At 68.4% G+C, this 24,585-nt stretch carries 14 protein-coding genes; 6 read left to right on the top strand and 8 right to left on the bottom strand.

The genetic code is table 11. The annotated features are described in order from the left end of the window. Positions 1 to 10 precede the first annotated feature (10 nt). Positions 11 to 904, bottom strand: coding sequence for a DUF2381 family protein (locus tag D7X99_RS27125; RefSeq protein ID WP_158627078.1), 894 nt, complete (start codon positions 902 to 904; stop codon positions 11 to 13). Between the two features lie 63 nt (positions 905 to 967). Beyond that, complete coding sequence (locus D7X99_RS27120; RefSeq protein ID WP_121780319.1) at positions 968 to 2,485, bottom strand: hypothetical protein; 1,518 nt, start codon at positions 2,483 to 2,485, stop codon at positions 968 to 970. 186 nt (positions 2,486 to 2,671) lie between these two features. On the opposite strand from D7X99_RS27120, the gene D7X99_RS42425 reads away from it, so the two are divergent. The 3 genes from D7X99_RS42425 to D7X99_RS27105 all read left to right on the top strand — a co-directional run bounded on the left by D7X99_RS42425 (position 2,672) and on the right by D7X99_RS27105 (position 9,027). After that, positions 2,672 to 5,983 carry a metallophosphoesterase gene (locus D7X99_RS42425; protein WP_147476279.1) on the top strand — a complete coding sequence of 1,104 codons (3,312 nt, stop codon included), beginning with the start codon at positions 2,672 to 2,674 and terminating at the stop codon, positions 5,981 to 5,983. 186 nt (positions 5,984 to 6,169) lie between these two features. After that, a complete protein-coding gene (locus D7X99_RS27110; RefSeq protein WP_121780318.1) occupies positions 6,170 to 7,711 on the top strand; it encodes a HAMP domain-containing sensor histidine kinase in 1,542 nt (513 codons plus the stop codon). After that, positions 7,708 to 9,027, top strand: coding sequence for a pitrilysin family protein (locus D7X99_RS27105; protein ID WP_121780317.1), 1,320 nt, complete (start codon positions 7,708 to 7,710; stop codon positions 9,025 to 9,027). The genes D7X99_RS27110 and D7X99_RS27105 overlap by 4 nt, the downstream gene beginning before the upstream one ends. Here D7X99_RS27105 and D7X99_RS27100 read toward each other — a convergent pair. Next, entirely contained in the window at positions 9,008 to 10,321 is a 1,314-nt protein-coding gene (locus D7X99_RS27100) for a tetratricopeptide repeat protein (RefSeq protein ID WP_233613765.1), read from the bottom strand. The genes D7X99_RS27105 and D7X99_RS27100 overlap by 20 nt on opposite strands. Before the next feature lie 157 nt (positions 10,322 to 10,478). Between D7X99_RS27100 and D7X99_RS27095 the strand changes: the two genes are divergently transcribed. Continuing rightward, complete coding sequence (locus D7X99_RS27095; protein ID WP_233613763.1) at positions 10,479 to 10,721, top strand: hypothetical protein; 243 nt, start codon at positions 10,479 to 10,481, stop codon at positions 10,719 to 10,721. 13 nt (positions 10,722 to 10,734) lie between these two features. On the opposite strand, the gene D7X99_RS27090 is transcribed toward D7X99_RS27095, so the two are convergent. Then, positions 10,735 to 11,334: an RNA methyltransferase gene (locus D7X99_RS27090; protein WP_121780314.1), complete on the bottom strand. Its 600-nt coding sequence runs from the start codon at positions 11,332 to 11,334 to the stop codon at positions 10,735 to 10,737. A gap of 134 nt (positions 11,335 to 11,468) precedes the next feature. Here D7X99_RS27090 and D7X99_RS27085 point away from each other — a divergent pair, with 134 nt between their 5' ends. After that, complete coding sequence (locus D7X99_RS27085; RefSeq protein WP_121780313.1) at positions 11,469 to 12,827, top strand: cytochrome P450; 1,359 nt, start codon at positions 11,469 to 11,471, stop codon at positions 12,825 to 12,827. 4 nt (positions 12,828 to 12,831) lie between these two features. Here the strand turns inward: D7X99_RS27085 and D7X99_RS27080 are convergent, their stop codons facing one another. The 4 genes from D7X99_RS27080 to D7X99_RS42915 are packed head-to-tail and all read right to left on the bottom strand — an operon-like array spanning position 12,832 to position 23,746. Then, positions 12,832 to 14,331, bottom strand: a complete 1,500-nt coding sequence (locus D7X99_RS27080; RefSeq protein ID WP_120594869.1) for a DUF4388 domain-containing protein — start codon at positions 14,329 to 14,331, stop codon at positions 12,832 to 12,834. A gap of 24 nt (positions 14,332 to 14,355) precedes the next feature. After that, entirely contained in the window at positions 14,356 to 16,206 is a 1,851-nt protein-coding gene (locus D7X99_RS27075; protein ID WP_121780312.1) for a response regulator, read from the bottom strand. A 34-nt stretch (positions 16,207 to 16,240) separates the two neighbouring features. Continuing rightward, on the bottom strand, positions 16,241 to 17,092 hold the full coding sequence (gene dapF, locus D7X99_RS27070; RefSeq protein WP_121780311.1) for a diaminopimelate epimerase: 852 nt from the start codon (positions 17,090 to 17,092) through the stop codon (positions 16,241 to 16,243). 24 nt (positions 17,093 to 17,116) lie between these two features. Next, a complete protein-coding gene (locus tag D7X99_RS42915) occupies positions 17,117 to 23,746 on the bottom strand; it encodes a methyltransferase domain-containing protein (protein WP_158627077.1) in 6,630 nt (2,209 codons plus the stop codon). 128 nt (positions 23,747 to 23,874) lie between these two features. On the opposite strand from D7X99_RS42915, the gene D7X99_RS27060 reads away from it, so the two are divergent. After that, a partial coding sequence (locus D7X99_RS27060; protein ID WP_121780310.1) for an IF-2 protein occupies positions 23,875 to 24,585 on the top strand: 711 nt, incomplete at its 3' end.

Below are 24,585 nucleotides of genomic sequence, written 5' to 3'. Positions count from 1 at the left end.
TCGCGTCGATCTACTCCCGGATGAAACGCTGTTCCAGGACGAGGTAGGCCTGGGACAAGCCATCCGCACGGAGCAACTCCAGCGCCAGTTGCTCCAGGCCCTGCTGTGACTGGAAGGCGCTGTCGTCAGCGACAACCGCGATGCGGCCCATGGCGCCCGGCGGAATCTCCTCCTGCTGCATGCGCAGCGCGAACGCACGTGAGTTCCCGCCGGAAACCGTGGACAGACGGGCTTCCCTCATCCGCCAGGGCTTCTTCGCATCCCGGTTCGTCAGGGTGAACAACACGGCCACCTTCGGAAGCGTCTTGCTGGAGAGCACCTCCACCAGGATGTCCGCCCCTTCCTCCTTGAGACGCCAGCCCTGGCGACGGGTGAAAGGCGTGTGCTTGAGGTTCCCCTGGGCCAGGAGCGTCGCGAGCGCATGGTCCGCGGAGTGCTCCTCCTCTCGCAGGCGCTGGTTCTCCTCTTCCAGGACGCGCCGCTGTTTGAGTGAGTCCATCAGCGTCGAGTACATGGCGTCGTAGCCGCGTGGGTCCTCGAACACGTTCACCTGTTGATCCACCCTGCTCCGCATCCCATCCCCCGCGGGCTTGAGGAGGAACGGCACCTCCTTGCCATTCGCGAGCGTCACCAGCAGAGGGAGCCCGTCGTCCTCCTGCAAGTCCTGGAGGGGTTCGACAATCACCTTGCGGCCGCCCACCAGCAGCGGCTCGAACCGGCCCTCCCATGCCAGCATGCGGGTCCGCGCGGGGTCCACGGACGCCTCGAAGCGGAGGACGGTGGCCACCTTCCCCTTCACGTAGAGGGTGGGCACGAAGTCCGATGGGTGCTCCGACAGCAGCACCGTGCGGATCGCGAGTTCCTCTTGCTCACGCGCGATGGCCTCCGCGGTCGTCAGGAGCAACGCCAGGGCTAGAGCAAACCGGACAGGTAGACAGTCCTTCATGGGACCTGGAGCGTAGCAGCTTCAGTCGCGCGGCGGCGGCATCACCACCAGGGCTTCGGTGTTGGCGCGGATCTCCCCGGTGCTGTCGTCCACGCCGCCCACCACGAGCACGGAGCCGTCCGGCAGCGCGGAGCACGTGTGCCATACGCGCGGCTGCGGCATCAGCGACAGCCCCAGCACGGTGGGCTGCGCGCTCGTGTGCGGGGTGATCAGCTCCGCCCATGGCACTGCGTACGTCGTGCCGATGCCGGTGCCCCGCCCGCCCAGCGCCACGATGCGACCGTCCGGCAGCGTCACCGCGCACGGGTTGCTCCGGGGCATCAGCGCGGGGCCTTCACGCACGGAGATCACCCCATCCAGGAACTCGGAGGAGCCCACGGGCCGCGCATCCTCCGCCGGATCCGCGCCGTCGAAGCCGCCCATGACCAGGAGCTCTGGAGACTCGTCCGCGCGGCCCAACATCGCCACGGCGGCGCCCTGCCTGCCGACGCGGAGCTCCGTCCCTGCCGCCAGGAACCAGAAGGTGTCGTTGTTGAACCTGAAGGCCGACACGTCGGTATCGGCCTTCTTCAGGGAATCAACGCCTCCCACGATCTGGATGTTCATCCCGTCCGGCCTTACCGCCAGCGCGACGTCCGTGCGGTGGACCGACATACCGGGAGCCACGAAGAGTCCCCTGGTCGCGTCGAAACCTTCCATCTCGCTCACCGTGCTGCCGTCCGCCGCGCGTCCGCTCACCAGCGCCACGTGTCCTTCCGCATCCACCGCCGCCGCATGCTGGTAGCGCGCCACCTTGTGCGTCAGCTCACTCACCGCGCCCGTCGTCACGTCCACGAGGCGCGCCGTGGACTGCAACGACACCGGGGCGAAGGACTCCGCGCCACCCGCCAGGAACACGCGGCCATCCGGCAGCAGTGACGCCGTGTGGAAGGCCCGCGCGCCCACGGCTGGCCCGACGCTGAACGTGCCGTCCGCCGGATTGAACACCTCCGAAGCTCCCGACACAGGGCGCGTGCCATTCGGCAGGGGCAGATAGCCACCGGAGATCAACACCCGCCCATCCGGCAGCGTCGTGGCCGTGTGCGCCGCGCGTGCTTCCGCCGGCAGCGAGCACGTCCGCGGGTCCGACGCCAGGTTCACCGGCACGAACTCCCCCAGCCGCCGCAGGACCACGCGCACCCTGGGCGCCTGCCCCTCCGCCACGTCGAACGGCGCCGTGCGGCCCAGCGACACCAGCTGTCCGCCCTGGTCCGGCACCCCCACGTAGGCCCGCACCTCCAGCACCCGCGCGCTCCCTGGCGGCAGGACCGGCACGTCCTCTGGCGCCCACTCCACCGTCGACACCCGCTCGCGGGGCGTGTCGAGGCCAGGGCCCGTCACGCGGAAGCGCAGGTGCGTCACCCCGGCCAGGGGCTGGGTGCCGGCGCAGGAGGCGGTGAGCAGGTCCAGGGAGGGGAGGACCGCCATCTCCCTGCAGGCAGGGGCGAGGGACACCAGGGCGACGGCGAGGAGCGTGGTGCGGACGAAGCGCGAAGCCATGCGGTGGACGCTATCAGCCCTCTCTCAACAGCAGGAGCCGGGAGTAGGGACGGAGCCACTTGATTGACCGTGAGGGCAAGATTGCTCGCTTATACTGTTCCGCCAAGAGCACCCGTAGGCATCCAGTTTATATTTTGAAGTGCCCTTGCCTTCGACAGCCCTCCCAAATCACGCGAGCACGCCTAGATGAACGACAGCCAAGACAGCAACACCGCCCTCAAAAACACAGACAAAGAATCCGATCAAGACAAGACAAATCGAAAACTCAGCCACATCGCCATGAATGAACGGCGCCACCACGACGCAATCGCACTACTCAGCAAAATCACCACCCCTGAGTGGCACGACTACCACAACACTGGACTTTGCCACCTCGAATTAGAGCAGTGGGACGAAGCTGATCTCAATTTCGATAAAGCTCTCTCCCACCGCCGCAACGGCGAAACTCTCTATCAAAAAGCATGGTCTGCATTACGCGGCAAAGAGCTTTTCTATTTACGCAAAGACGACAAAATTGGCGGACAAGCATTTGAACTCCTCCGCCAAGCTGTAGAGCTTCAAAACTGCCCCCTACATGGGCTCCTTCTTCTGGAAAACTCGATTCCAGGAAACAAGGAAGAGCGCGAGGAACTTTTACTCAGGGTCATAAAGCGAGACCCATCAAACGAAGAAGCGAGATACAGACTCGCGTCAAGAGAAGCCTACAGCAACCACAACCAAGCAATCACATGGCTCCAGCCATTACTGGAAGTAGGCTCCCCATCTCCACGAGTCCTCTGGCTCGCCGCAATGACCCAGAAGGAGCAAGAAAACTACTCAGAGGCACTAACACTACTACAAAGACTCCCACCTCAACCGGAACAAGACGGAGCCGGACTAAGGACAATCCTTGGCGACATTCACATGGCACTCGGAAACCACGTTGAGGCCATGGAGCACTATCGTCACGAACTCTCGAAGCCAGACAAATCCGCACAAATAATCGGGCGATTCAGCATCGCAGCACTACTACTCAAAGAAGCCAAGCATGCCGAAGCCAATGCATTCGCCCTTGCGGCAGTTGATGACTACATGGAGTCATCCCCTTCGTTAGCCTACTCGCCGGTGAGACTCCAAGACGGCCTACAGGGCTACAGCTTCGACACACGAATTCACCCAGTCATCACCCACCTCAAAAGCCAGTTCCCTTCAAGCGAAACCAGCGGCAAGGCACTATACATATCGTACAAATTAAACTCAGAAACAGGCACCACAGACTACTCGAAACTCATTGAAGCAAGCGTCACTTGCAACCATCCCGCCCTAAGCGAGGATCTGACATACGCATATCTTGAGACCAAGAATTTCATCAAAGCTGTTAATCACCACCTTCGAGTCCACCTCTGGCACGCATCAACAGGACGTAAATGCCATTCCTGTGGCGAATGGTACGCCCCAGAAGACGACATTGACAAAATCTCTTCCAGTCAGTTCACCAAAATACATCAAATTGCATTTGCCCACCTTGAACTAAGCAGCGAAACTCCCAGCACGGCGAAAGTATTCTCCGCGTTCTACCTATCACTCTGGCGCGCGCTGCTACTTCACAACACCGCCATCCAACAGCTATTCGACACAACATCGCGCCTTATCGGCATCACCCCTTCCGATATCTCCACGCTATTTGATTACGGATATGCAGCTCAACGTTTGAACAAGTACCCTGAGGCCGAGTGGGCCTACAGGACCTATCTCAAGAGCAAGCCCTCCGAAATAGCCGCAATACGCAATTTAGCCATCATCACCGAGCAGGCCGGCAATACCGCCGAAACCATATCTCTATACGAACGGATCTTGGCGTCGGATCCAACCAACGAGGCTGCGCTGACACAACTGCGTAAACTTCGCCAACCCCACAGAAAAACCAAACACCCTCCAAGCAGAACCATAAACAATAACAATTCTAAAAACCCATCTACTGCAATAACATCGAACAAAGCACCAACCGACCAATCCACAAAAGACGACTCTCTTACCTCACGTCTCCCGCTAACAATTCTTCATTTAACGGATCTACACTTTGCCGCTCAGTCGAAGCGCTTCCCCAGCGCCCATTACTGGAATTCACCAGAGTGGCCGGCATTTAATGAGCCCTCTTACAATCAACGAGGACTGCTGAAGTCCATAATCAAGGACATCAGGAAGAATCACTGGAGTCCGGACCTCGTCATTGTTTCAGGCGATCTCCTGGACCGAGGGCAGTCCAGTGGAGTTCAACTGGCTATCGAATTCCTGACCAACCTATCAGAGTTCCTGTCTCTAGAACGAAGTCGTTTCATTCTCGTACCAGGGAATCATGACGAGATCCGAGATGCCACAACGCCAGAAGAGCGCTATTCCCTGTTCGCCAAAATCTGGACTGGTTTTTATTCGGACATGAGGCCGTGGCCTCACGGGAGACCCGCACACGAGCAAGTACACATATTCGATCTAAAAAAAGAACTAGGACTTCAAGTCATTGGCTTCAACTCATGCGAAGGACATGACCGCGGATTGACTAGCGGAGGAGCTGTGGGGACGAACCAACGCGACTTGGCAGAAAGTCTCCTTAGTCAAAATGGGGACTCAGAAATCCGCATCGCCGTAATGCACCACCACCTCTACAATCCAACTGGAACCAGAGGAGACATGGCAGTCATGGAGGGTGCACCTGAAATTCGCTCTTGGCTGAAAAACAATTCCTTCCAGCTAGCAATACATGGGCACCAGCACGTCGATTGGGCCGAGGAGGACTCGGCAGGGAATTGGACTCTTGCAGTTCTTGCCGGAGCAAGTGCTGGAGTAGGACGTTATGGTCGCGAGGCATGGGACCTTCGAGTCGGCTATCAAGTCATTCAGATTGATAGCCATACCGGCGGCCGCCGATTCCGGCGTTCATATGATCCGATGAGTCGCGCATTCCAAGAAGCCTCGCCAACGGCGAGCGAGGCCCTGCGATTTGGTCCGAGGCAGAGTCAACTCCATGACTCGACAACAAAACCACTCACAACAACAGAAGACCAAACACGAACCACATCTACCTCAGCAGATGTGGACTTCCTATCAAGCCATTGGGCTTCACTTTTCAACAAAGCCGGTCCGCTCAACAAAGAAGCTAGGCTGAAAATTCAGAACTGGCTGAAAATATTTCCCGCGAATGAAATTGCCGATGCAATGGACACTGCCGCAACCTACCAGTCGGATCCAACCGCCCACTTCCGATATACGATTGGAATTCTGCGTAACAAGAAGAGAGCAATAGAGAACCCTGAGGCTGCTGAATTGGAGCGAGGGATCAATACGGCGGTCAAGTTCTGGCGAAACATGAACTCTGGGAGTGGATACTTGCCACGGAATCACCGAGACTCGCTGCGTGCCCTGCTCATGGTCCGAACTACTGAGGATGTAATCGAGGCAATGAAGTCTTGGGGCCGTTCCAATAGCTTCGATAGGTTTATTGAAGAACAACTCAATAGTTAATTTAGCCGGACCCGCATTTCAGCACGCGTAAGGCGTGTACTGACTGGAACGGTACGTTATCATTCCTGTATGTTTCCTTCTTTAGGGAGCTAGAAGCCGGACGACCAAGAGCCCGGAAGCAGGCGGCGCGGTGGGGATTGCGCTGTAATGCGACCGCTCCAGGACGTATGTCCTGTCCCCTCCTCCATGAAGCTCTCGCTCGCCACCCGCATCTTCCTGGGCTACGCGCTGGTGCTGCTGACGTTCGGGGCGGTGTCCCTGTTCAGCGTGGCGGAGCTGCACCGCAACCGGTTGGAGATCCGGCTCGTCAGCCAGGGCTACCTCCAGCTGTCCCAGGACGCCGCCGCGCTGGAGACCTTCCAGACCAGCCAGGAGAAGGACACCGAGCGGGTGCTGGAGCAGAACAGCGTGGAGACGCGCCGCGCGCTCATCCGGCTGGCGAGCCTGTACTACGCGCCCCAGATGGCCCAGCGCCTGGAGGCCGCCCGCGCCAAGGCCCGCGAGGTGCTCACCTTCGCCCCGGAAGGTGAAGTGCCCTTCGTGATGGAGCTGGACTCGCGCTTCGCGGAGCTGTCACGCAACTCCAAGGCCTACGGGCACGCGGTGGAGGCCGTGTTCACCTCGCTCGCGTCCGAGTCCCCCGAAAGCCAGGAGGTGGCACGCGCCACCGCCGAGCTGCGCCAACTGGAGAGCGCCATCGGCCGTGAGCTGCGCGTGCTGCGCGCGACGCTGACCAACCGCATCCGCGAGCGCGTGGACGGCGCGGAGGAGCGCGAGCGCAGGACGGGCCTCACCATCATCGCGCTGTCCATCATGGCCATTGGCGTGGGCGTGGGCGTCACCGCCTGGTCCGCCCGCACGCTGCGCCCGGTGCGCACGCTCATCGAAGGCGTGTCCCGCATCGGCCGGGGCGACTACTCCGCCCAGCTGGGTGTGCGCGGCGCGGACGAGGTCGCCCTGCTCGCACGCGAGTTCGACCAGATGGCCCGCTCGCTCCAGGCCCGCGAGGCGCAGCTCAAATCGCAGGCGGAGGCGCTGATGCGCGCGGAGCAGCTGGCCGCGGTCGGCCGCATCTCCGCTCAAATCGTGCACGAGGTGCGCAACCCGCTGTCCTCCATTGGCCTCAACGTGGAGCTGCTCCAGGACGCGGTGGACAGCGCGCAGTTCGACTCGCAGGACACCGCCACGGAGGCGCGCGAGTTGCTCTCCGCCGTCACCCATGAGGTGGACCGCCTCACCGACGTCACCGAGCAGTACCTGCGCATGGCCCGCCCCGCCCGGCCGGACCTGGAGCCGGAGGACATCATCGCGGTGCTGGATGGCGTGCTCGACTTCACCCGCGAGGAGCTGGTGCGCGCGGGCGTGGAGGTGGTGCGGGACTTCGCGCCCGGCACCCCCCGCGTGCTCGCGGACCAGGGCCAGCTGCGGCAGGTGTTCCTCAACCTGCTTCGCAACAGCCGCGAGGCCATGCCCTCCGGGGGACGGCTCACCGTGGCCACCACCCCGAAGGAGGGCGACGTGGAGGTCACCGTGCGAGACACCGGCAACGGCATGACCGAGGAGGTCCGCCGCCACCTCTTCGAGCCCTTCTTCACCACCAAGGAGGGCGGCACGGGCCTGGGGCTCGCGGTGAGCCAACAGATCCTCCAGGCCCACGGGGGCTCGCTCTCCTGCCAGAGTATTCCCGGCCAGGGGACGACCTTCGTGTTAAGGCTTCCTCGCGCATGAGCTTTACACCGTACCGGGACGTGCTGCCCTCGGGGCTGCGCGTCGTCACCGTCGAGACGCCCCACCTGCACACCGCCCTGCTGGCCGTCTACGTGAGGACCGGCAGCCGGCATGAGTCGGTGGAGAACAACGGCGTCAGCCACTTCCTGGAGCACCTCTTCTTCCGGGGAAGCGAGGCCTGGCCAGACACGGTGAAGATGAACGCGGCCGTGGAGGAGGTGGGCGGCAACCTCAACGGCGCCACCACCCGCGACCACGGCTACTACTACACCCCGCTGCACCCGTCGCACCTGAGCGTGGGCCTGGACGTCATCGGCGACATGCTCACCCGCCCCCGCCTCACCGACATGGAGGTGGAGCGGCAGATCATCCTGGAGGAGATGCTCGACGAGGTGGACGACAAGGGGCGCGACATCGACCTGGACAACCTGTCCAAGCGCCTGCTCTTCCCCGGCCACCCGCTGTCCCTGAAAATCGCCGGAACCCCCGAGTCCGTGAAGGCCCTCACCCACGCCCAGGTGCTGGAGCACTTCGCCCGGCACTACGTGGCCGGCAACCTGGTGGTGTCCGCCGCGGGCAGCGTGAAGCACTCGGAGGTGCTGGCCCTGGCCGAGCGCGCCTTCGCCCACCTGCCCAAGGGCAGCGCCACCACGGAGAGCGCGCCGCCGCCGCTGGGCCCCGGGCCGCACTTCCACTTCGTCTCCCACGACGAGTCGCAGACGGAGTTCAAGCTCACCTTCCGCGCCGTGCCGGAGCAGCACGAGGACTTCCCCGCGCTCCAGATTCTGCGGCGCCTGCTGGACGACGGGCTGTCGTCGCGGCTGCCGTTCGAAATCGTGGAGAAGCGCGGCCTTGCGTACTCGGTGCAGGCGGGGCTGGACACGTACCACGACCTCAGCCTCTTCGAGATTGAAGCGGCCAGCGCTCCGGAGAAGGCGTCGCTCGTGGTGGCGGAGTCGCTGCGTGTCCTCTCGGAGCTCTGCGAGAAGGATGCGGGCGAGGAGGAGCTGAACCGCGCCAAGCGCCGCCACCGGATGCTGCTGGAGTTCTCCCAGGACTCGCCGGGGGAGCTGGCCGGGTGGTTCGGCGGAGTGGAGCTGTTCCGCCGGCCGGAGACGTTCGGCCACCGCGCGGATCAAGTGGACCGCCAGACGGCCGCGCGGGTGCGGGAGGTGGCCCGGCGCTACTTCACCCGCGAGAACCTGCTCGTGGTGGCGGTGGGCCAGCGCAAGGGGCTCAAGGCGCTGGAGAAGGTCGTCATGGACGCGGAGGGGCTGCCCTCCTCCGCGCCCGACGTCAGCGCCGCCCGCGGATGATGACGGGCCCCGTCGGGCCCGCCTTCTTCTTCTTGGGCGTCGCCTTGTCGATGGCCTTCTGGATGCGCAGGTAGTCGGGGTTGTGCGGCTCGCGCTTCAGGGCCTCGTCGATGAGCTTCTTGCCGCGCGGCAGCTGCGTCTCGAACTGGGCGTAGAGGTTCGCGAGCGCGGCCTTCTCCTCCACGGTCGCTTCGTTCAAGCTCGTCAGCCGCTCCAGGACCTCCTGCGCCTCCGGCTTGCGGCCGGCCTTCAGGTGCAGCCGCCACATGCGCGACAGCGCGGGCGGGAACGCGGGCTCCGCCTTGAGGGCGAAGCGGTAGCTGTCCTCCGCCCCACGCGCGTCGCTCTGCTCCTCCAGCACGCGGCCGCGCACGTACAGCGCGCGGGCGAAGCGCGGGCGCAGGTGCAGCGCACGGTCCACCAGCTGCTGGGCCTCCGACGCGCGGCCCTGGGCGCAGACAATCTCCGCCAGCCACGCGGTGGCCTCCGCGTTGTCCGCGTCGTCCTCCAGCAGCTTGCGCAGCGCGCCTTCCGCCTCGGCCGGGCGCCCGAGCGCCATGAGCACGCGGGCCTTCATCGCCACCACGTCCGTGGAGTCCGCGTCCTCGGGCGGCACGGACTGGAGGTCCGCCTCCGCCATGTCGTTGACGCCGCTCATCAGGAAGAAGCGCGCGCGCAACAGCCGCGCGGGCGTGAAGCTGGGCGAGCCCTGGAGCACGCGGTCCATCAGGTTGGCCGCGAGCAGCTCCTCGCCCTTCATGAGCAGGATTTCGGCCTCCATCGTCTTCGTCGGGGCGTCGTCCGGGTTCTCCCGGAGGATGCGCTCCAGCGTGGTGAAGGCCGCGTCCGGGTTCCCCTGCCGCGCCTGGAGGCGGGCCAGCGACAGGATGTCCTCGTTGGACAGCTTGCCCTCCTCCCTCAGCGACACGAGCGTGGAGATGGCCTGGGGAATCTGCCCCTCCCCCATGTACAGGTCGGAGAGCTGCTTCTGGATGACGGGGTCGGTGCCCGGGATGAGGCCCTCCGCCTGCTTGAGCGTGAGGATGGCCGCGCCCGGGTTGCCTGCGCCCTGGTGGGCCTTGGCCAGGAGGAGGAGCGGCTCCACGCTCTCTGGCGCGGCGTTGGCGGCCTTCTGCAGCTCGGAGATGGCGCGGGCGTACTGGCCCTTCGCGAGCGCTTCACGGCCCTGGGACAGGGAGTTCTGGACCTGTACGGCCTGTTTCTGCGCGGCCGCTGTCTCTGGGTCCTTGCAAGCAAGCGGCAGGAGCAGGACGAGCGTCCAGGGACGGGGCAAAAATCGATGGGGCATCGCTGAGGGACAGGGTAGCGGATGTTATCCTTCCCCGTCGATGGACCCTTTCGTGCGCCGCCTCGTGGAGAGGCTTCATGATCCCAGCCGGCCGCTGTCGCGGAACCGGCATTTCCACACGTTCGACACCCCCGAGGGTCGAATGGCGCTGAAGGTGTTCCGCCGTCTCCGCAGCCTCCAGCAGGACATCCTGGCCTGTCACAAGGAGGGCCGCCGCGCCCGCATCTCCCGCCGGGTCAACCCAGACGGAGACCATCGCATCGAGCTGTGGATGGAGCGCGTCGCGGGCCGCCGCGTGTCCATGCTCCAGCCCGCGGAGTACGAGCTGCTCGCCCGGCTGCCAGGTGTCCGGGACGCGCTGGAAGTCCTGGACGAAGCGGCCTGAAGCTTCAGCGCCTTCAGAACACCCAGGGCCCCAGTCCCGTGGGCGCCCCGTCGCACGCCGCCCGCAGCCGCGCCTGGGCGTCCTCGTAGGAGAGCCGGGCCGCGTCCGCCTTGAGGTTGGGAGAAGCCCAGTCCCGCCACGAGCGCAGCACCGCGACATGGCGGCCGTCGTCATCCTGCGCTTCGGAGAAGTGGACCAGCAGCCGTTCCTCCAGCGCCTCGCGCGCCTTGGTCCACGGGCCTTCCTTGTCCAACGGGACGCGCTTGTCCCGCTCCACGGTGGAGAGCAGCGCGCGGGCGTCCGGGGACAGGCCCTGGAGTGACGGGCGGCGGCGCGCGGGCTCCATGGCGACGCGGTAGACGGCGGGCCAGAGCGTGGGGTCCACGAAGGCGACCTTGCCCTCCACCAGCCGCACCGCGAGCACGTCCTTCGACGCGCGCAGCATGCGCCCCAGCCGGTACGCGAGGCGCCCCTTCGCGTGGTCGCGCCAGCTGCCGGTGGGCCTGCCGCCCATGACCTGTTCGACGAGGGACGTGGGCCCGTGGGTGGGCACCTCGGTGATGACGTGGCGCGTGCGCACCAGCTCTTCCGCGTCCCTCAGCGTCTTGATCATCCGTGTTCCCCTCTCCGGTGCGGCCGTGTGCCGCGCCCATGTGGAAAACATTCCGCGCGAGGGGCGGATTCCGGCGCCCGCCTCCACGCCGACCTCGCCGAAGAGCGATACTCGGAGCCAGGAGGTTGTGCCCGATGACCACCGCCACCCGAGAGGCACCCGGTCCCCGGGGCCACCTGCTCATGGGTCTCTTGCCCGAAGTGCGCCGCGACGCCCTGGGCTGTCTGGGAAGCATCCATCGCCAGTACGGGGACGTGGTGCGCTACCGGCTGGGCCCGCTGCGCTCGCACCTCATCGCGCATCCAGATGGCGCGAAGCACGTGTTGCAGGACCACGTGAAGAACTACACGAAGGACCACTTCGCGTACCGCATGGGCCGGTGGCTCACCGGCGACGGACTGCTCACGAGCACGGGCGACTTCTGGCTCCGGCAGCGGCGGCTGGCCCAACCCGCCTTCCACCGGCAGCGCATCGCGGGCATGGCCGCGGGCATGGTCCGTCACGCGGAGGCGATGCTCCAGCGCTGGGAACCGGCAGCAGCGAGCGGGACGCCCCTGGCCATCAACGACGAGATGATGCGGCTGACGCTGGCCATCGTCGGTGAGGCCCTCTTCGGCACATCCGTGGAGGACCAGACGGAACGGGTCGGCACGGCCTTCACCGAACTGAGCCAGCAGTTCGCGGAGCGGTTCCGCACCTTCCGGATGCTGCCGCCCATACTGCCCACGCGCTACGACCGGGCCTTCCGAGAGGCGCGCGGCATGCTGCGGGAAACCGTGAGGGGCATCATCGCCACGCGGCGCCAGCGCGGCGATGACACCGGAGACCTGCTCTCCATGTTGATGCTCGCGCGCGACGAAGACACGGGCGAGGGCATGACGGACGAACAACTGGGGGCAGAGGTGATGACGATGCTCCTCGCCGGCCATGAGACGACCGCCACGGCGCTGAGCTGGACGTGGGGCCTGCTGTCGCAGCACCCGGAGGCCGAGGCCCGGCTGCACGCGGAGTTGGACTCGGTGCTGGAAGGACGCTCGCCCACGGTGGAGGACGTGCCGGGGCTCCCGTACACGCGGCAGGTCGTGGAGGAGGCGATGCGGCTGTACCCCGCGGTCATCGTCCTCAGCCGGAGCGTGAAGGAGGACGACGTCATCGGAGGCTTCCACATTCCGAAGGGCACCTGGGTGGACGTGAGCCCCTACGTCACGCAGCACCACCCGGACTTCTGGGAGGAGCCGGATGCGTTCCGCCCGGAGCGCTTCGCCCCCGAGGCCGTCGCGAAGCGGCACCGGTTCGCGTACTTCCCCTTCAGCGGAGGGCCACGGCAGTGCATCGGCAACAGCTTCGCGTTGATGGAGGCACAGCTCGTGCTGGCCACCGTGGCCCGGCGCTACCGCCTGCGCGAAGCGCCCGGCTTCACGATGCAGCCAGATTCACACCTGACGCTGCGGCCCAAGGGCACGCTCCCCATGTATCTGGAGCGCCGGACCTGAGCGCTCACTGAGGCGTCACGGAAGCGCGCTGCACCTGCGTGACACCGGGCAGCGTGGGCGCGGGGTTGAGCGCCTGGACCAGCATGGCGCGCAGGGCCTCCGTGAGGTCTTCACCGGGAGCAATCACTCCGGCCGGAGCGCCCTGCAACGGCGCCGGCACCTCCGTGCCCACCACCACGATGGGGATGCGGACCTCCCAGGCAAGGTAGTGCGCCAGCCGCACCGCCGGCTCCGAGTTGTCCATCAACAGCGCGCCAATGGATCCCGCGCTGAACGGACGCCACAGCGGGCGCGCGGCCTCCGCGGGCGGCAGCACGCAGAAGTCCACGTTCAGCACGTCGCTCAGCTCCAGGCGCCCCAGCGTCCCGAAGCCGCTCTTCACCGCGGTGGGGTCCGCCGACATCGCCTCCAGCCCCGGCACCCGCGCCAGGATGCGCCGCGCCGCGGACGAACCGCTGCCGCAGACGAAGACCTTCGCCGTCGCCACCTTCGCCAGCGTCCGCGTGCGCAACAGGCGCCCGCGCAGCGCGTGCACCTCCGCCGCGCCGATGAGGTCGCTCGCGCCCAGGTTCTGGCCTTCGCTCTCCGTGGGCCGCGCCACGCCCTTCTGGAGCAGCGTGGACAGCACTCCCAGGACCTCCATGTCCGTGGCGGGCGCCAGGTCCAGCACCTCGCCCAGCGCTCGCGGCTGGCGGAGCAACTCCATCACCTGCGCCGTCACCGGGTGCTGCTCCTCGGACAGGTCCACCTCCGGCGCCAGCATCAGCCGCGTGTGGCGCGGCGGCAGGCCCGGCAACAGGCGGTTCACCTCGTCCGACTGGCGCATGCCCTCCAGCAGCGCGTCGTCCATCGCGCGGTTGATGCGCGGGCGCGCGGCGCTGGTGCCGGGCGTGAAGGTGAAGTTGCCCTCCGTCCACGACAGGAGCCGGAACAGCGCCTTCTCCCCTTCCACCCTCCCGAGCCGCGCGTTCACCGTGCGTCCGTCGGAGACGGTGATCTCCCCGCGCTCCGCGCCGCGCTCCAGCGACAGCTTCCCGTTGCGCTTGTTCATGCCGAGAATCTGCATGAGGTCCGGGATGCTGAGCTGGCTGAGCGACCCTTCGATTTCCTGCTGCTCGCTCTTGAGGTCCTTGGCCGCTTCGTTGCGCCGGAAGATGTGCTCGATGCGGCTGAGCACTTCATCCAGGTTGAAGGGCTTGCGCAGCGTGCCGTCCCGCATGCCCCGCGCCCGGTCCGAGTCCAGGCTGGACGTGGTGAGCACCACCGGGATGTCTTCCGTGCGCGGGTTGGTGCGCAGGATTTGGACGAACGTGCGCGCGTCCAAAAGCCGGCACGCCTCGTCGAAGAGCGTCAGGTCCGGGTGCCGGAGCACCGCGACCTCCAGCGCCCGCGAGCCATCCGGCGCGTAGTGCACCTGATAGCCCTTCGTGCGCAGCGCCCGCGACAGGGCGCGCACCGAGTCGAGGTCGGGGTCGGCGATGAGGATCTTCCGCACCTGGGCCAAGGTCGCTTGCTCCGCTTCGTGACGTCAGTAGGGCTGCAGGTCGTATTCGGCCTGCAGCTTGGAGATGAGCCCGTCCACCACCGCGGTGTCCGAGGTGTGGAACCCCCACGTCGCGCCCCGCCCCCGCCGCTGGATGAGCGCGTACGACGCACTCTCCGACAGCCAGAGGATGAACTCGTGGCGCGCCACCCGTTCATCCCCTTCCAGGAACACCGGCGTGAGCGCGGCATGCGACTCCAGGTCCACGCGGCGGCCCAACAGGTAGATGCGAGACGACAGGTCCGGCGGCGCCTGCTCCAGGCCCACCGCCAGCGGCAGGTCCGCGCGGATCTCCGGACCGCCCACGTAGAGCAGCCCGCGTGAGCCCGGGTCGCGCACCAGCTCCCGGGCGATCTCCACCTGGAGCTCGTCGAAGAGCACGTCCGCCACCTTGCCCCGGCGGCTGGGCTCCGCTCGGTCATCCGTGGGCAGGCGCGGGCTGTTGGGCGTGCCCAGCAGCAGGTCCACCTCGTCCCAGAACGGCAGCCCGTCCAGCATCAGCCGGCGCTGGAGCGACGCTCGGCGCTCGTCCATGCGGCGGCGGCAGCGGTGCACCAGCTCGTCGAAGTCCTCGCCGTCCTTGGGGAAGGTGCTGGCGCCACCGACGAGCGCCAGCGGCAGGCGCTGCTCCACATCCTGCACGTCCGGCTCGTCGCGCACGGCGGCGACGGCGCGGCGCACGAACATCATCGCGCCGAAGAAGTCCGTCTCCGGCAGGAGGAGGTAGAACTCCTGGTCGCTCGCCTTCGCGATGACGTCCGAGTCGCGGATGATCTTGCTGAGCGCCTTGATGATGCCGCGCACGGCCTTCTTCGCGTCCTGCGCGCCCAGCCGCACGCGCACCAGCGGCAGGTTGTCGATGCTGAAGGTCAGCAGCGAGAACGTGCGCCCGTACCTGCGCGCCTTGTAGATCTCCTTGGACGCGTAGTCGGTGAAGTAGCTGAGGTTGTACGCGGCGGTGTCGCGGTCGCGCAGGCCCAGGCGCTGGAGCGCCATCAGCTTGCGGCCGTTCTTCACGCCCACCGCGGCGAAGTCCGCCAGCACCTTCGCGTCGCGCGTGTGCTCCACGCGGAAGTCACCGGTGAGCGGGTCGGACAGCTGCGCCAGGCCCATCACCTCCCCGGCGGCCACCAGCGGCACGTACAGCACCGGGGAGCGCTCATCGCGCGCCAGCCACGGGGCGGCTTCGCGCAAGCGAAGGGACAGCGGCCCCTCCGGGCTCATCTTCTCCGGCAGGAACTGCTTGTCGAGCAGGCCCCGGTAGGAGCGCAGCGCCAGGTCTCCCCGGTCGTCCACCACCCACAGCGCGGCGCTCTGCGCGTCGCACACCGCGCCCAGGTCCGCGATGACGCGCTCCTGAAGCCATTCCAGGTCCGGATGGGAGAGCAGCTCCAGGCAGCGCTGCTGGAGGTTGTGGAAGCGGGCGAACTCCAGGTTCTCGTCCTGGAGCCGGGCGCGCTCGTGGCGCAGCTGGGCGCGCTCCATGGCGCGGTCCACCGCGAGCAGCAGGTCCGACGCTTCCACGGGCTTGACGAGGCAGTCCGCCACGCCCAGGCGCAGCGCGACCTCCGAGCCCTGCACGTCGTCGCGGGTGCTGACGAGGATGACCTCCTGTTCGGGGTCGCGTTCGCGCAGGCGCGCGGTGAGCGAGAAGCCATCCACGCCGGGCATCACCACGTCGGTGAGCACCAGGTCGAACGTCGCCCGGGACACCTCTTCCAGGGCGAGGGTAGCGTTCTCCACCGCCACCACGCGGTGCCCCCGGAGCGACAGCAGGTCCGTGGCGAGTTGTCGGAAGAACAGGTCGTCGTCGACGACGAGGATGGGACCGGCCACGGCGCTCGGGGGGCGAAGGGAGGAAAACCGAAGGCTATCGGGCCCTTGGAAGCACGACAACGCCTTCGAAGACGAAGGACACGGGGCCTCGGAGCCGGATGTCGGACAGGTCGTCCGGAACGCGGATTCTCAGGTCTCCGCCCGGCAGGGTGACGCGCAGCCAGGCATTCGAGGGCAGGCGCTTCGCCAGCACGGCCGCCACGGCGGACGCGCACGCCCCCGTGCCGCAGGCCTGGGTGAGGCCGCAGCCGCGCTCCCAGACGACGACGGTGAGGCCGTCCTCGTCCACGCGGACGAACTCCACGTTGGTGCGGTCCGGGAAGGCGGGGTGCCGCTCCAGGCCGGGGCCCAGGCGCTCGGCGGCTTCCAGGGGCTGATCCAGGAGCACCAGGTGCGGGTTGCCCATGTTCACCGCGGTGCCGAGCAGGCCTTCATGGCCGGGCACGGGGGCGCGCACGAAGGGCTGGCCGGTCGTCCCGGAGGGCAGGTTCGCGGCCACCAGCCGGGCCGGGCCCATGGAGATGTCCACGCCGACGACGCCACCATCACCGTACCCTGGCTCGCAGGTGAGCACGCCGGCCCCGGTCTCCACGTCGATGAGCGCGGGGTGCTTGCCGGAGTGGTCCACCAGATACTTCACCGCACAGCGCAGGCCGTTGCCGCACATCTCCGCGATGCTGCCGTCTGAGTTGTGGACGACCATGCGGGCAAGGCCGCGGGACGACGGGAGGATGGCGAGCACCCCGTCCGCGCCAATGCCCCGGCGCCGGTCACACAGCCAGCGGGACTGCTCCGCGTCGATGTCCAGGCCCGTGCGGCGCCGGTCCAGGACGACGAAGTCGTTGCCCAGGCCGTGGTACTTGAAGATGCGTTCGCTTGCGTCCACGGGGGGAAGTGTAGACGCCCGCGTCTATTCGCGCTCGCCGACCTTCTTGGGCGAGGACGGAACGTCCAGGGCGGGCATGGCCCGGCGCGAGGCTCCGGGAGCGGCGGAGGCACTGGTGCTGCGCAGCTCGGCCAGTTCGGCCTCCCGGGCGGCGAGCTGGTCCTGCATCTTCTCCACGTGGGCCTGGAGGACCTCCATCTCCGCGGCCATCTCCAGCACGTCCTCCGGGGGCGGGGCGGCGGCGGACTTCGACTCCTCCAAGGCCTGGAGCAGGGTCTGGCGTTCGGTCTCCAGCGCGTCCAGCCGGGCCTGCTGTTCGCGGATCCGGGTGGAGAGCTGGTCGCGTTCAGCGCGCTCGGTGTCCAGGAGGCGCGCGGCATCCGCGGCGGTGGTCTCCAGGGAGTTGGTCCGGCCCTCCAGGCGGACGCGGGCGGCGCGGGCGACCGTCAGGTCCGACTGGAGGCGCTCACGTTCGGAGGCCATGGCGGTGCGCTCGGTGTCGGCGCGGCGGGCATGGGCCTCGGCGTCGGCGGCGGCCTGGGTCAGGGCGGCGACGCGGGACTCCAGCGCGGCGTGTTCGGTCCGCGCGTCCTCGAGCGCCGTGGCGAGCTGGGCCTCCATGGCGGCGAGGGATTCGCGGGTCTGTTCGGCGGACTGGGCGAGACGGGCTTCGAGCTCGGCCTGTTCCGTCGAGGCGCGCGTCTGGGCTTCCGAGAGACGGGCGTCGCGCTCGGCGTTCGCGGAGTCGGATTGAGCGGTGAGGTCCACGATGCGCGCTTCGAGCTCGGCCCGCTCAGCGGCGGCGCGAGCGGTGGCGTCCGAGAGCTGGGCTTCGATGGAGGCCTTCTCTTCGCGGGCCTGCTCCGTGAGTTCGGCGAGCCGGACTTCGAGGTCCGACCGCTCCGTGCCGGCCTGGGCGGTGGCTTCCGCGAGCCGCACTTCCAGTTCGGCTTTCTCCGTGCCGGCCTGGGCGAGCGTTTCGGCGAGACGAGTTTCGAGTTCGGCCTTCTCCGTCCCGGCGTTCGCGAGGAGTTCGTTGAGGCGCGTCTCCAGTTCAGCCTTCTCCAGGCCGGCTCGCGCGAGCGCTTCGTTGAGGCGCAGCTCCAGCGTGGCCTTGTCCGTGCCGGCGCTGGTGAGCGCCTCGGTCAGGCGCAGCTCCAGGTCGGCCTGCTCCGTGCCGGCCAGGGCGGTGGCTTCCGCGAGCCGGGCTTCCAGGTCGGTCCGCTCCTGCCCAGCGCGCGAGGTGAGGTCCGCGAGCTGAGCTTCCAGGGTGGCGGTGCGCTCGTTCCCTGTCTGGACGGTCTCCGTGAGCCGGGCCGCGTCCGCGCGAGCGGCTTCCAGTTCCTCGCGCAGGCCTTCCAGCGAGGACTCCAGGTTCGTGGCCTTGCCCGCGAAGCGGCGCGCGGTTTCGAGCTGCACCACGAGCACCTCCGCATGCTCGCGCGTGGCGGCGAGCCGGTCGCTGGCGTCCACCAACTCCGCTTCCAGCCGGCCGACCTGCTGGCTCCGCTCATGCAGCGCGGCGTGCGCCCGTTGCAGCTCGGAGCCCAGGCGCATCAACTCCTGGTGCGCGGCGCCCAAGCGGGCCGTCTCGGCGCGCACGGCTGTCAGCTCCTGCTCCTTCAGCCCCAGCTGCTCGCGCAGTTCGTCCAGGTCCTGCTGCTGCCGCTCGGTCCGCGAGAGCGCGCCTTCCAGCTGCGCTTCCATGGAGACCCGCAGGGCGCTGGCTTCGCGCAGTTCCTGTTCGCGCGCGGTCAGGGACTCCGTGAGACGTGCGGCCCGGGCTTCGGCCTCGCGTGCCGCGTCCTGCGACTGCGAGCCCTCCGCGAGCCGGGCCTCTGCCTGCGCGAGCGAATCCTCCAGCGCGCTGAGGTTCGAGGTCTCCGCGGCGAGCCGGAATTCCACCTCCGTCAGGGAGGCTTCCAGTCCGACACGGCGCGACGTCTCGGAAGAGGCGCGCTTCTCCGCGTCCGCCAGGGACTGCTCCAAGGTGGCGAGGCGGGACTCCGCGTCCTTCAACGAAGCTTCCAGCACGGAGCGGCGAGCGGACTCGGCGGCAATCGTGGACTCCGCCGAGGCGATGGACGCTTCCAGTTCGGAACGGCGGGTGGACTCCGCGGCCTGCCGGACGTCGACCTCCGAGAGCGATGCTTCCAGCTCGGCACGCCGCGTGGACTCCGTGGCCTGCCGGGACTCCGCCTCCGCGAGCGCCGTTTCCAGTTCGGCACGCCGCGTGGATTCAGCGGCCTGCCGGGACTCCGCCTCCGAAAGCGCCGCTTCCAGTTCGGAGCGCCGCGTGGACTCCGTGGCAAGCCGGGCCTCGGCCTCCGCGAGCGTCCGCGCCAACGATGCATGGCGCTCGGTATCCGTGGTCTGCCGGGACTCCGCCTCCGACAACGCCTGCTCCAGCGAAGTCAGACGCGCGGCATCCGCGGCATGGCGAGCCGCTGCCTCCGCGAGCGACTGCTCCAGCGCGGCCCTTTGAGAGGACGCGGCGGCATGCCTGGCCTCCGTGTCCGCCAGGGACTGCTCCAGCATGGCCCCACGCGCGGTCTCTGTCGCGAGGCGAGCCTCGGCCTCCGTGAGGGCCTGCTGCATCGCGGGGAGACGGGCTGCCTCTTCGGCGAAGCGGGACTCGGTGTCCGACAGCGACGCTTCCAGTTCGGAGCCACGGGCTTCGACTTCCGCGAGCCGGGTCTGGACAGCGGCCCGCGCCTGCTCCGCATCGGTCAGGCGCTCGCGCTGGGCCGTGGACTCCGCGCGAAGGGTCTCCAGCTCCGAACGCAGCGCGGCTTCATCATTCGCGCGCGACTCGCGGTCGCGAGCCTCCTGCGTACGCGCATCATCGAGCGAGGACAGCGCATCCACCTCGGACCGCCGCGCCTCGGTGAGCTCCGCGCGCAGCTCACGCACCGTCGCATCCAGGGCCGCCTGCGACTGCTTCGCCTCCGTCAGCGCGGCACGGGCCTCTTCCAGCTCCCGGGCGTATCCACGCGCCTCGTCCGCCGACGCCGCGTGCGACTGCCGCAGCTCTTCGTTCGTGCGCTGCGCTTCGGAGAAGGAGGACTGGACCTCCGAAAGGGTCTGGCGCGTCTGCTCGAAGGCAGCCTCGGTGGACAGCCGCGCGGCACGCGCCGCCGACAGCTCCGTTTCGAGCTGGCTCCGAGCCTCCTGTTCCGAAATCCGCGAGGCTTCAGCCCGGGCGCGCTCCTCTTCCAGCGCCGAAGCGGAGCTCTGCTGGAGCTGGGCGAACGACGCCTCCAACCGGGCCCGCTGCGCGCGCTCCTCCTCCAATACCGTGCGCGCCACGCCCAGCGCGGCATCCAGCCGCAGCCGGTCCGATTCCAGTGCGCTCTGTGCCTCGTTCCACGAGGACTCGGAACCCTCCAGCCGAGCGCGAAGGGCGCGCTCCGCGTCGAGCGACTCCTGAAGGTTCGCGAGTGCCACCTGCGCGCGGGCCTGCTGCTCGCGCTCCGACAGCAGCTGCGCCTGGGTATCGGCGAGCAACGCCTCCCAGCGAGCCCCCCGCTCCTGCTCGTGGGTCAGGGACTCGCGAGCAGCATCAAGCTCCGCCTGCACCGAGGCCCGGGCCTTCTGCTCCCGCGCCAGGTCCTCCTGGATGAGCGCGGCCAGGGCTTCCGAGTCGGTCAACTCCTGCCGCAGCGAGCGGAGCGTTGCCTCCAGCTCCGTGTTCTTCGCCTCGGCGGTCTCGCGCGCCTGGTTCGACTCCGCGAGCCGGACCCCGTGTTCCCACACCTCACGGGCCAGGGTGTCCCGGGCTTCGGAACGGGCCTGTTCGACCGCCGCATCAAGGGCCTCGGCGGCACGCGCCTCCGCCGCCGTGAGCCGGGCATCAGCCTCGGCGCGCACGTTGGCGAGCACCTGCTCCGTCTGGCCGCTCGACTCGGCGCGGGAGTCGGTGAGCGCGGTGGCCGAGCGGGCTTCGGCCTCTTCCAGCCGACGGGCCAGGAGCGCCTCGGCTTCGGAACGCACCTCCGCGAGCATCCGCGCCGAGCGGACTTCGGCTTCTTCCAACTGCCGGACCCGTTCGGCCTCGGACTCGGCGCGGGCTTCGGCCAGCACCTGGGCCCGTTCGGCTTCCGCGTCGGCACGCGCTTCCGCGAGGGCTTGCGCTGTCCGTGCCTCACCATCCGCCAGTTGCCGGCTCCGCTGAGCAGAGGCCGTGGCACGGACCTCGGTGAGCGCCTGCTCGCGGCGGCTCTCCGCCTCCGACAGGGCCGCGGCCCGTTCGGCAGTGGCGTCCACGAGCGCCTTCGCCACACGAGCATCCGCGTCGGCCAGAGCCCGCTCGACACGGGCCTCCGCATCCGCCCGAGCCGCAGCCAGTGCCTGAGCCGCGTCGGCCAGAGCCCGCTCGACACGGACCTCCGCATCGGCCCGAGCCGCCTCCAGCGCCTGAGCCGCCTCGCGCGCATCCGCCAGCGCCCGCTCGACACGGGTATCCGCGTCAGACCGGTTCGCCTCCAGCGCCTGAGCCGCCTCGCGCGCATCCGCCGCCGCACGCTCGACACGGGCATCCGCGTCGGACCGGGCCTCCTCCAACTCCCGAGCGAGCCGAGCCTCCGCGTCGGACCGGGCCTCCGCCAACTCCCGAGCGAGCCGAGCCTCCGCGTCGGACCGGGCCTCCGCCAACGCCTGCGCGAGCCGGGCCTCCGCCTGCTCACGGGCCTCCTCCAGCGCGAGCTCCGCGAAAGCCCGTTCCTCCTCCAACGCCTGCGCGAGCCGAGCCTCCTCCTGCTCGCGGGCCTCCGCCAGCGCGCGCTCCTGCCTCGAATCCGCGTCGGAGTGCGCGGCGGCCAGCGCGTTCGTCACCCGCTCGTCGGCCTCGGCGCGGGCCTGGGCCAGCGCCTCCTCCAGCCGTGCCTGCGCCTGGCCCCGCTCCGCGTCGATGGCCTGGACGAGCGCGGCCTCCACACGGACGCGCTCCGTCTCCGCCGCCGCCAGCCGCTGCCCGGCCATGTGCTGCGCGGACTCGACCCGCTTCTGCTCCGCCTCAAGCGACTCCAGGCGCAGCCCGGCCGCGTGAAGCTCCTCTTCCAACCGCGCCGCCAGCGCCCGAGCCGCCGACTCCGACTGAGCGCGGCCCTCCAGCTCCTGCCGCAGCCGGCCTTCCGCCTCACGCGCGCTGGTGAGCTCCGTCTCCAGACCGCGCTGCAACGCCTCGCGCTCGGAAAGCCGAGCCTCCGCGTCCTTGCGCGCCCCTTCGGCGGAGTGCATCCGCTGCTGGGCCTCGGCGAGCTCCCGGCGCGCTCGCGCCAGCTCCGCGTCCTTCACCGGAACCGCGTCGCCCGCCGTCCGCGCCGACTCCTGCGCTCGCGCCAGCTCCGCCTTCAGGTGCTCCACCGCCGCGAGCGCCGTCGAATACTGCTCCGCGATGCGCAGCTCCCGCTCGCGAGCCGCCTCCGCCTGACGGCGCTTGTCCTCCGCCCCGTCCTGCGCGCGCTCCGCCGCCAGCCGGTCCCGCTCCCGGTCGATGCGCAGCGAGCCCAGCTCATCCTGCAGGTCGCGCAGCTCCGTGTACGCCTGCGTCAGCCGCTCGCGAGACTCATCCAGCGTCGCCGCCGTCTCCTCGCGCCGCGCCCGCTCCAGCCGCAGCGTCTCCTGCGCGGCCAGCGCCTGCACGCCCGCGTCCGCCTGCGCACGCTGCGCCGTCTCCACCTCCAGGCGCTGCGCCGTCAGCCGCCGGTCCGCATCGGCGATCCGCTCCGTCGCGACCTGCAACTCCAGCTCCCGGCGCCGCAGCCGGCTGCTCAGGTCGTCCCGCTCGCGCGCGGACTCCACCGTGCCCCGAGCCTGCTCCAGCTGCGCGGTCAGCCGCGCCATGTCCTGCCGGGCGCCCTCCAGCGCCGGCTTGAGCGACACGACCTCCGCCTCGCGGTCTCCAATCTCCGCGCGAAGCTTCGACACCGCTTCCTTCAGCCGCCCTGCCCGCTCCTCCCACGTCTTCGCCCGGGCCGCGACCTCGTCCAGCTTGCCGCGCGTGAAGGCCAGCGGCTCCGGCGGCAGCTGCACCCACGTGGGGTCCACCACCCGCGTCGGCTCCAGGCCCGCCATCACCACGAAGTACGCCGCCTCGCTGTGCCGCACGAGCGAGCCGTCCACCTGCAGCCCTTCGCCCCGCTCGAACGCCAGCTGGTAGCCCAGCACCGGCGACTGCGTGGCCACCTCCACATGCGGGAAGTGCGCCGTCAGCGCGTCCAGCAGCTGCCCGTACGTGGGCGGCACCGTCTCTTCCGGCTCCAGCAACTGGGGCAGCGCCAGCCCCGCGATGTTGCGCAGGCCGCCCACCAGGAAGCCCTGCCGGGCCACCAGCCGCGCCAGCTCCGCCAACAGCTCCGGCGCGCGCACGTACGGCGCCAGGTCCGTCACCAGCACCAGGTCGAAGCTTCCCGCCTCCAGGTCGTCATAGACGTTGGCGCGGAAGCGCAGCTGCGGGTGCGCATGGGCCTTCTGCGCCGCCTCCACGGCCGCCACGTCCGCGTCGCACGCCACCACGGTGCGAGCGCCCCGCTCCACCAGGAAGCGCGCGCTCTCGCCGCCCGTGGACGCCACGGCGTCGACCTCGAGCACGCGCCGGCGCGCGAACAGGCTCTCCGCGAAGATGTAGCGGGGCAGCAGCTCGCTGGGCCCCATGCGACGAAAGGTGGATTGCAAATGATGATCCCGACAGGGCGGTAATCGTAGCGTTGGAGTCCCAGAAGACCCAATTTCAGGTTTCGACCCTCACGGGCCCAAGCCCGTCCGACCGGAGAGCAGGCGACATGACCACCCATTCACCGCAGGGATTCGGCTACCGGGCCCGCCGCACCTTTACCCGGCTCGTCGTCTTCCTCGTCATCCTGGGCCTGGGTGGCGGCGTCGTCTTCCTCCTGGGCCAGCTCAACGCCCGAACCTTCACCGTCCTGCAGGAGAACGGCGAGCTGGTGGTGATGAAGGGCCGCGCCCTGCCCACCGGCGCCGCCGCCTACCGCCCCGGGGACCCGCGCCTCGCGGACGCCTACGCCCCCCTCCCCCTGGAGGGCCAGGACGTCACCCTGCTGACGCAGCAGAAGTTCACCGACCGCGACGACCTGGACCGCGCCCTCTTTCCCCTCCTGGAGACCCTGGCCCGCCCGCGCATCGCGTCCGGCGAGCCCGCCAAGGTGGAGCGCGGCCTCTATTATCTGCGCCGCGCGGAGAAGCTCTCCGGCATCACCGAGGAGCAGCGCCGCAGCCTCCAGTCCATGCTCACCGACGTGGCCTTCTACCAGGCGCGTCAGAAGCTGGAGGACGCCCGCCGCCTCGTGTCCGAGGGCCTGGCCCAGCTCAAGCTCGCCGCGGAGTCGGAGAACCGCCACGCCCGCGCCGCCAACCAGATGCTCACCACCGTGGGCCCCACCGCCCGCGACCTGGAGGAGGCCCTTCGCCGCGCCGTCCACAGCGAGAGCGCCCCGGACAACACCCCTGTAGCACCCGCGCTGCCTCTTATCCAC

The sequence above is a fragment of the Corallococcus sp. AB032C genome (assembly GCF_003668935.1).
Classification (GTDB): Bacteria; Myxococcota; Myxococcia; order Myxococcales; family Myxococcaceae; genus Corallococcus; species Corallococcus exiguus.
The sequence above is the reverse complement of the archived record's forward strand: the minus strand, read 5'-3'. Positions and strand labels throughout refer to the sequence as shown.

Excerpts from the sequence above, each read along its gene's own strand:
- D7X99_RS27120 (WP_121780319.1), bottom strand. The coding sequence starts at position 2,485 with ATGGCTTCGCGCTTCGTCCGCACCACGCTCCTCGCCGTCGCCCTGGTG.
- D7X99_RS42425 (WP_147476279.1), top strand. The coding sequence starts at position 2,672 with ATGAACGACAGCCAAGACAGCAACACCGCCCTCAAAAACACAGACAAA.
- D7X99_RS27110 (WP_121780318.1), top strand. The coding sequence starts at position 6,170 with ATGAAGCTCTCGCTCGCCACCCGCATCTTCCTGGGCTACGCGCTGGTG.
- D7X99_RS27105 (WP_121780317.1), top strand. The coding sequence starts at position 7,708 with ATGAGCTTTACACCGTACCGGGACGTGCTGCCCTCGGGGCTGCGCGTC.
- D7X99_RS27095 (WP_233613763.1), top strand. The coding sequence starts at position 10,479 with ATGGCGCTGAAGGTGTTCCGCCGTCTCCGCAGCCTCCAGCAGGACATC.
- D7X99_RS27090 (WP_121780314.1), bottom strand. The coding sequence starts at position 11,334 with ATGATCAAGACGCTGAGGGACGCGGAAGAGCTGGTGCGCACGCGCCAC.
- D7X99_RS27085 (WP_121780313.1), top strand. The coding sequence starts at position 11,469 with ATGACCACCGCCACCCGAGAGGCACCCGGTCCCCGGGGCCACCTGCTC.
- D7X99_RS42915 (WP_158627077.1), bottom strand. The coding sequence starts at position 23,746 with ATGGGGCCCAGCGAGCTGCTGCCCCGCTACATCTTCGCGGAGAGCCTG.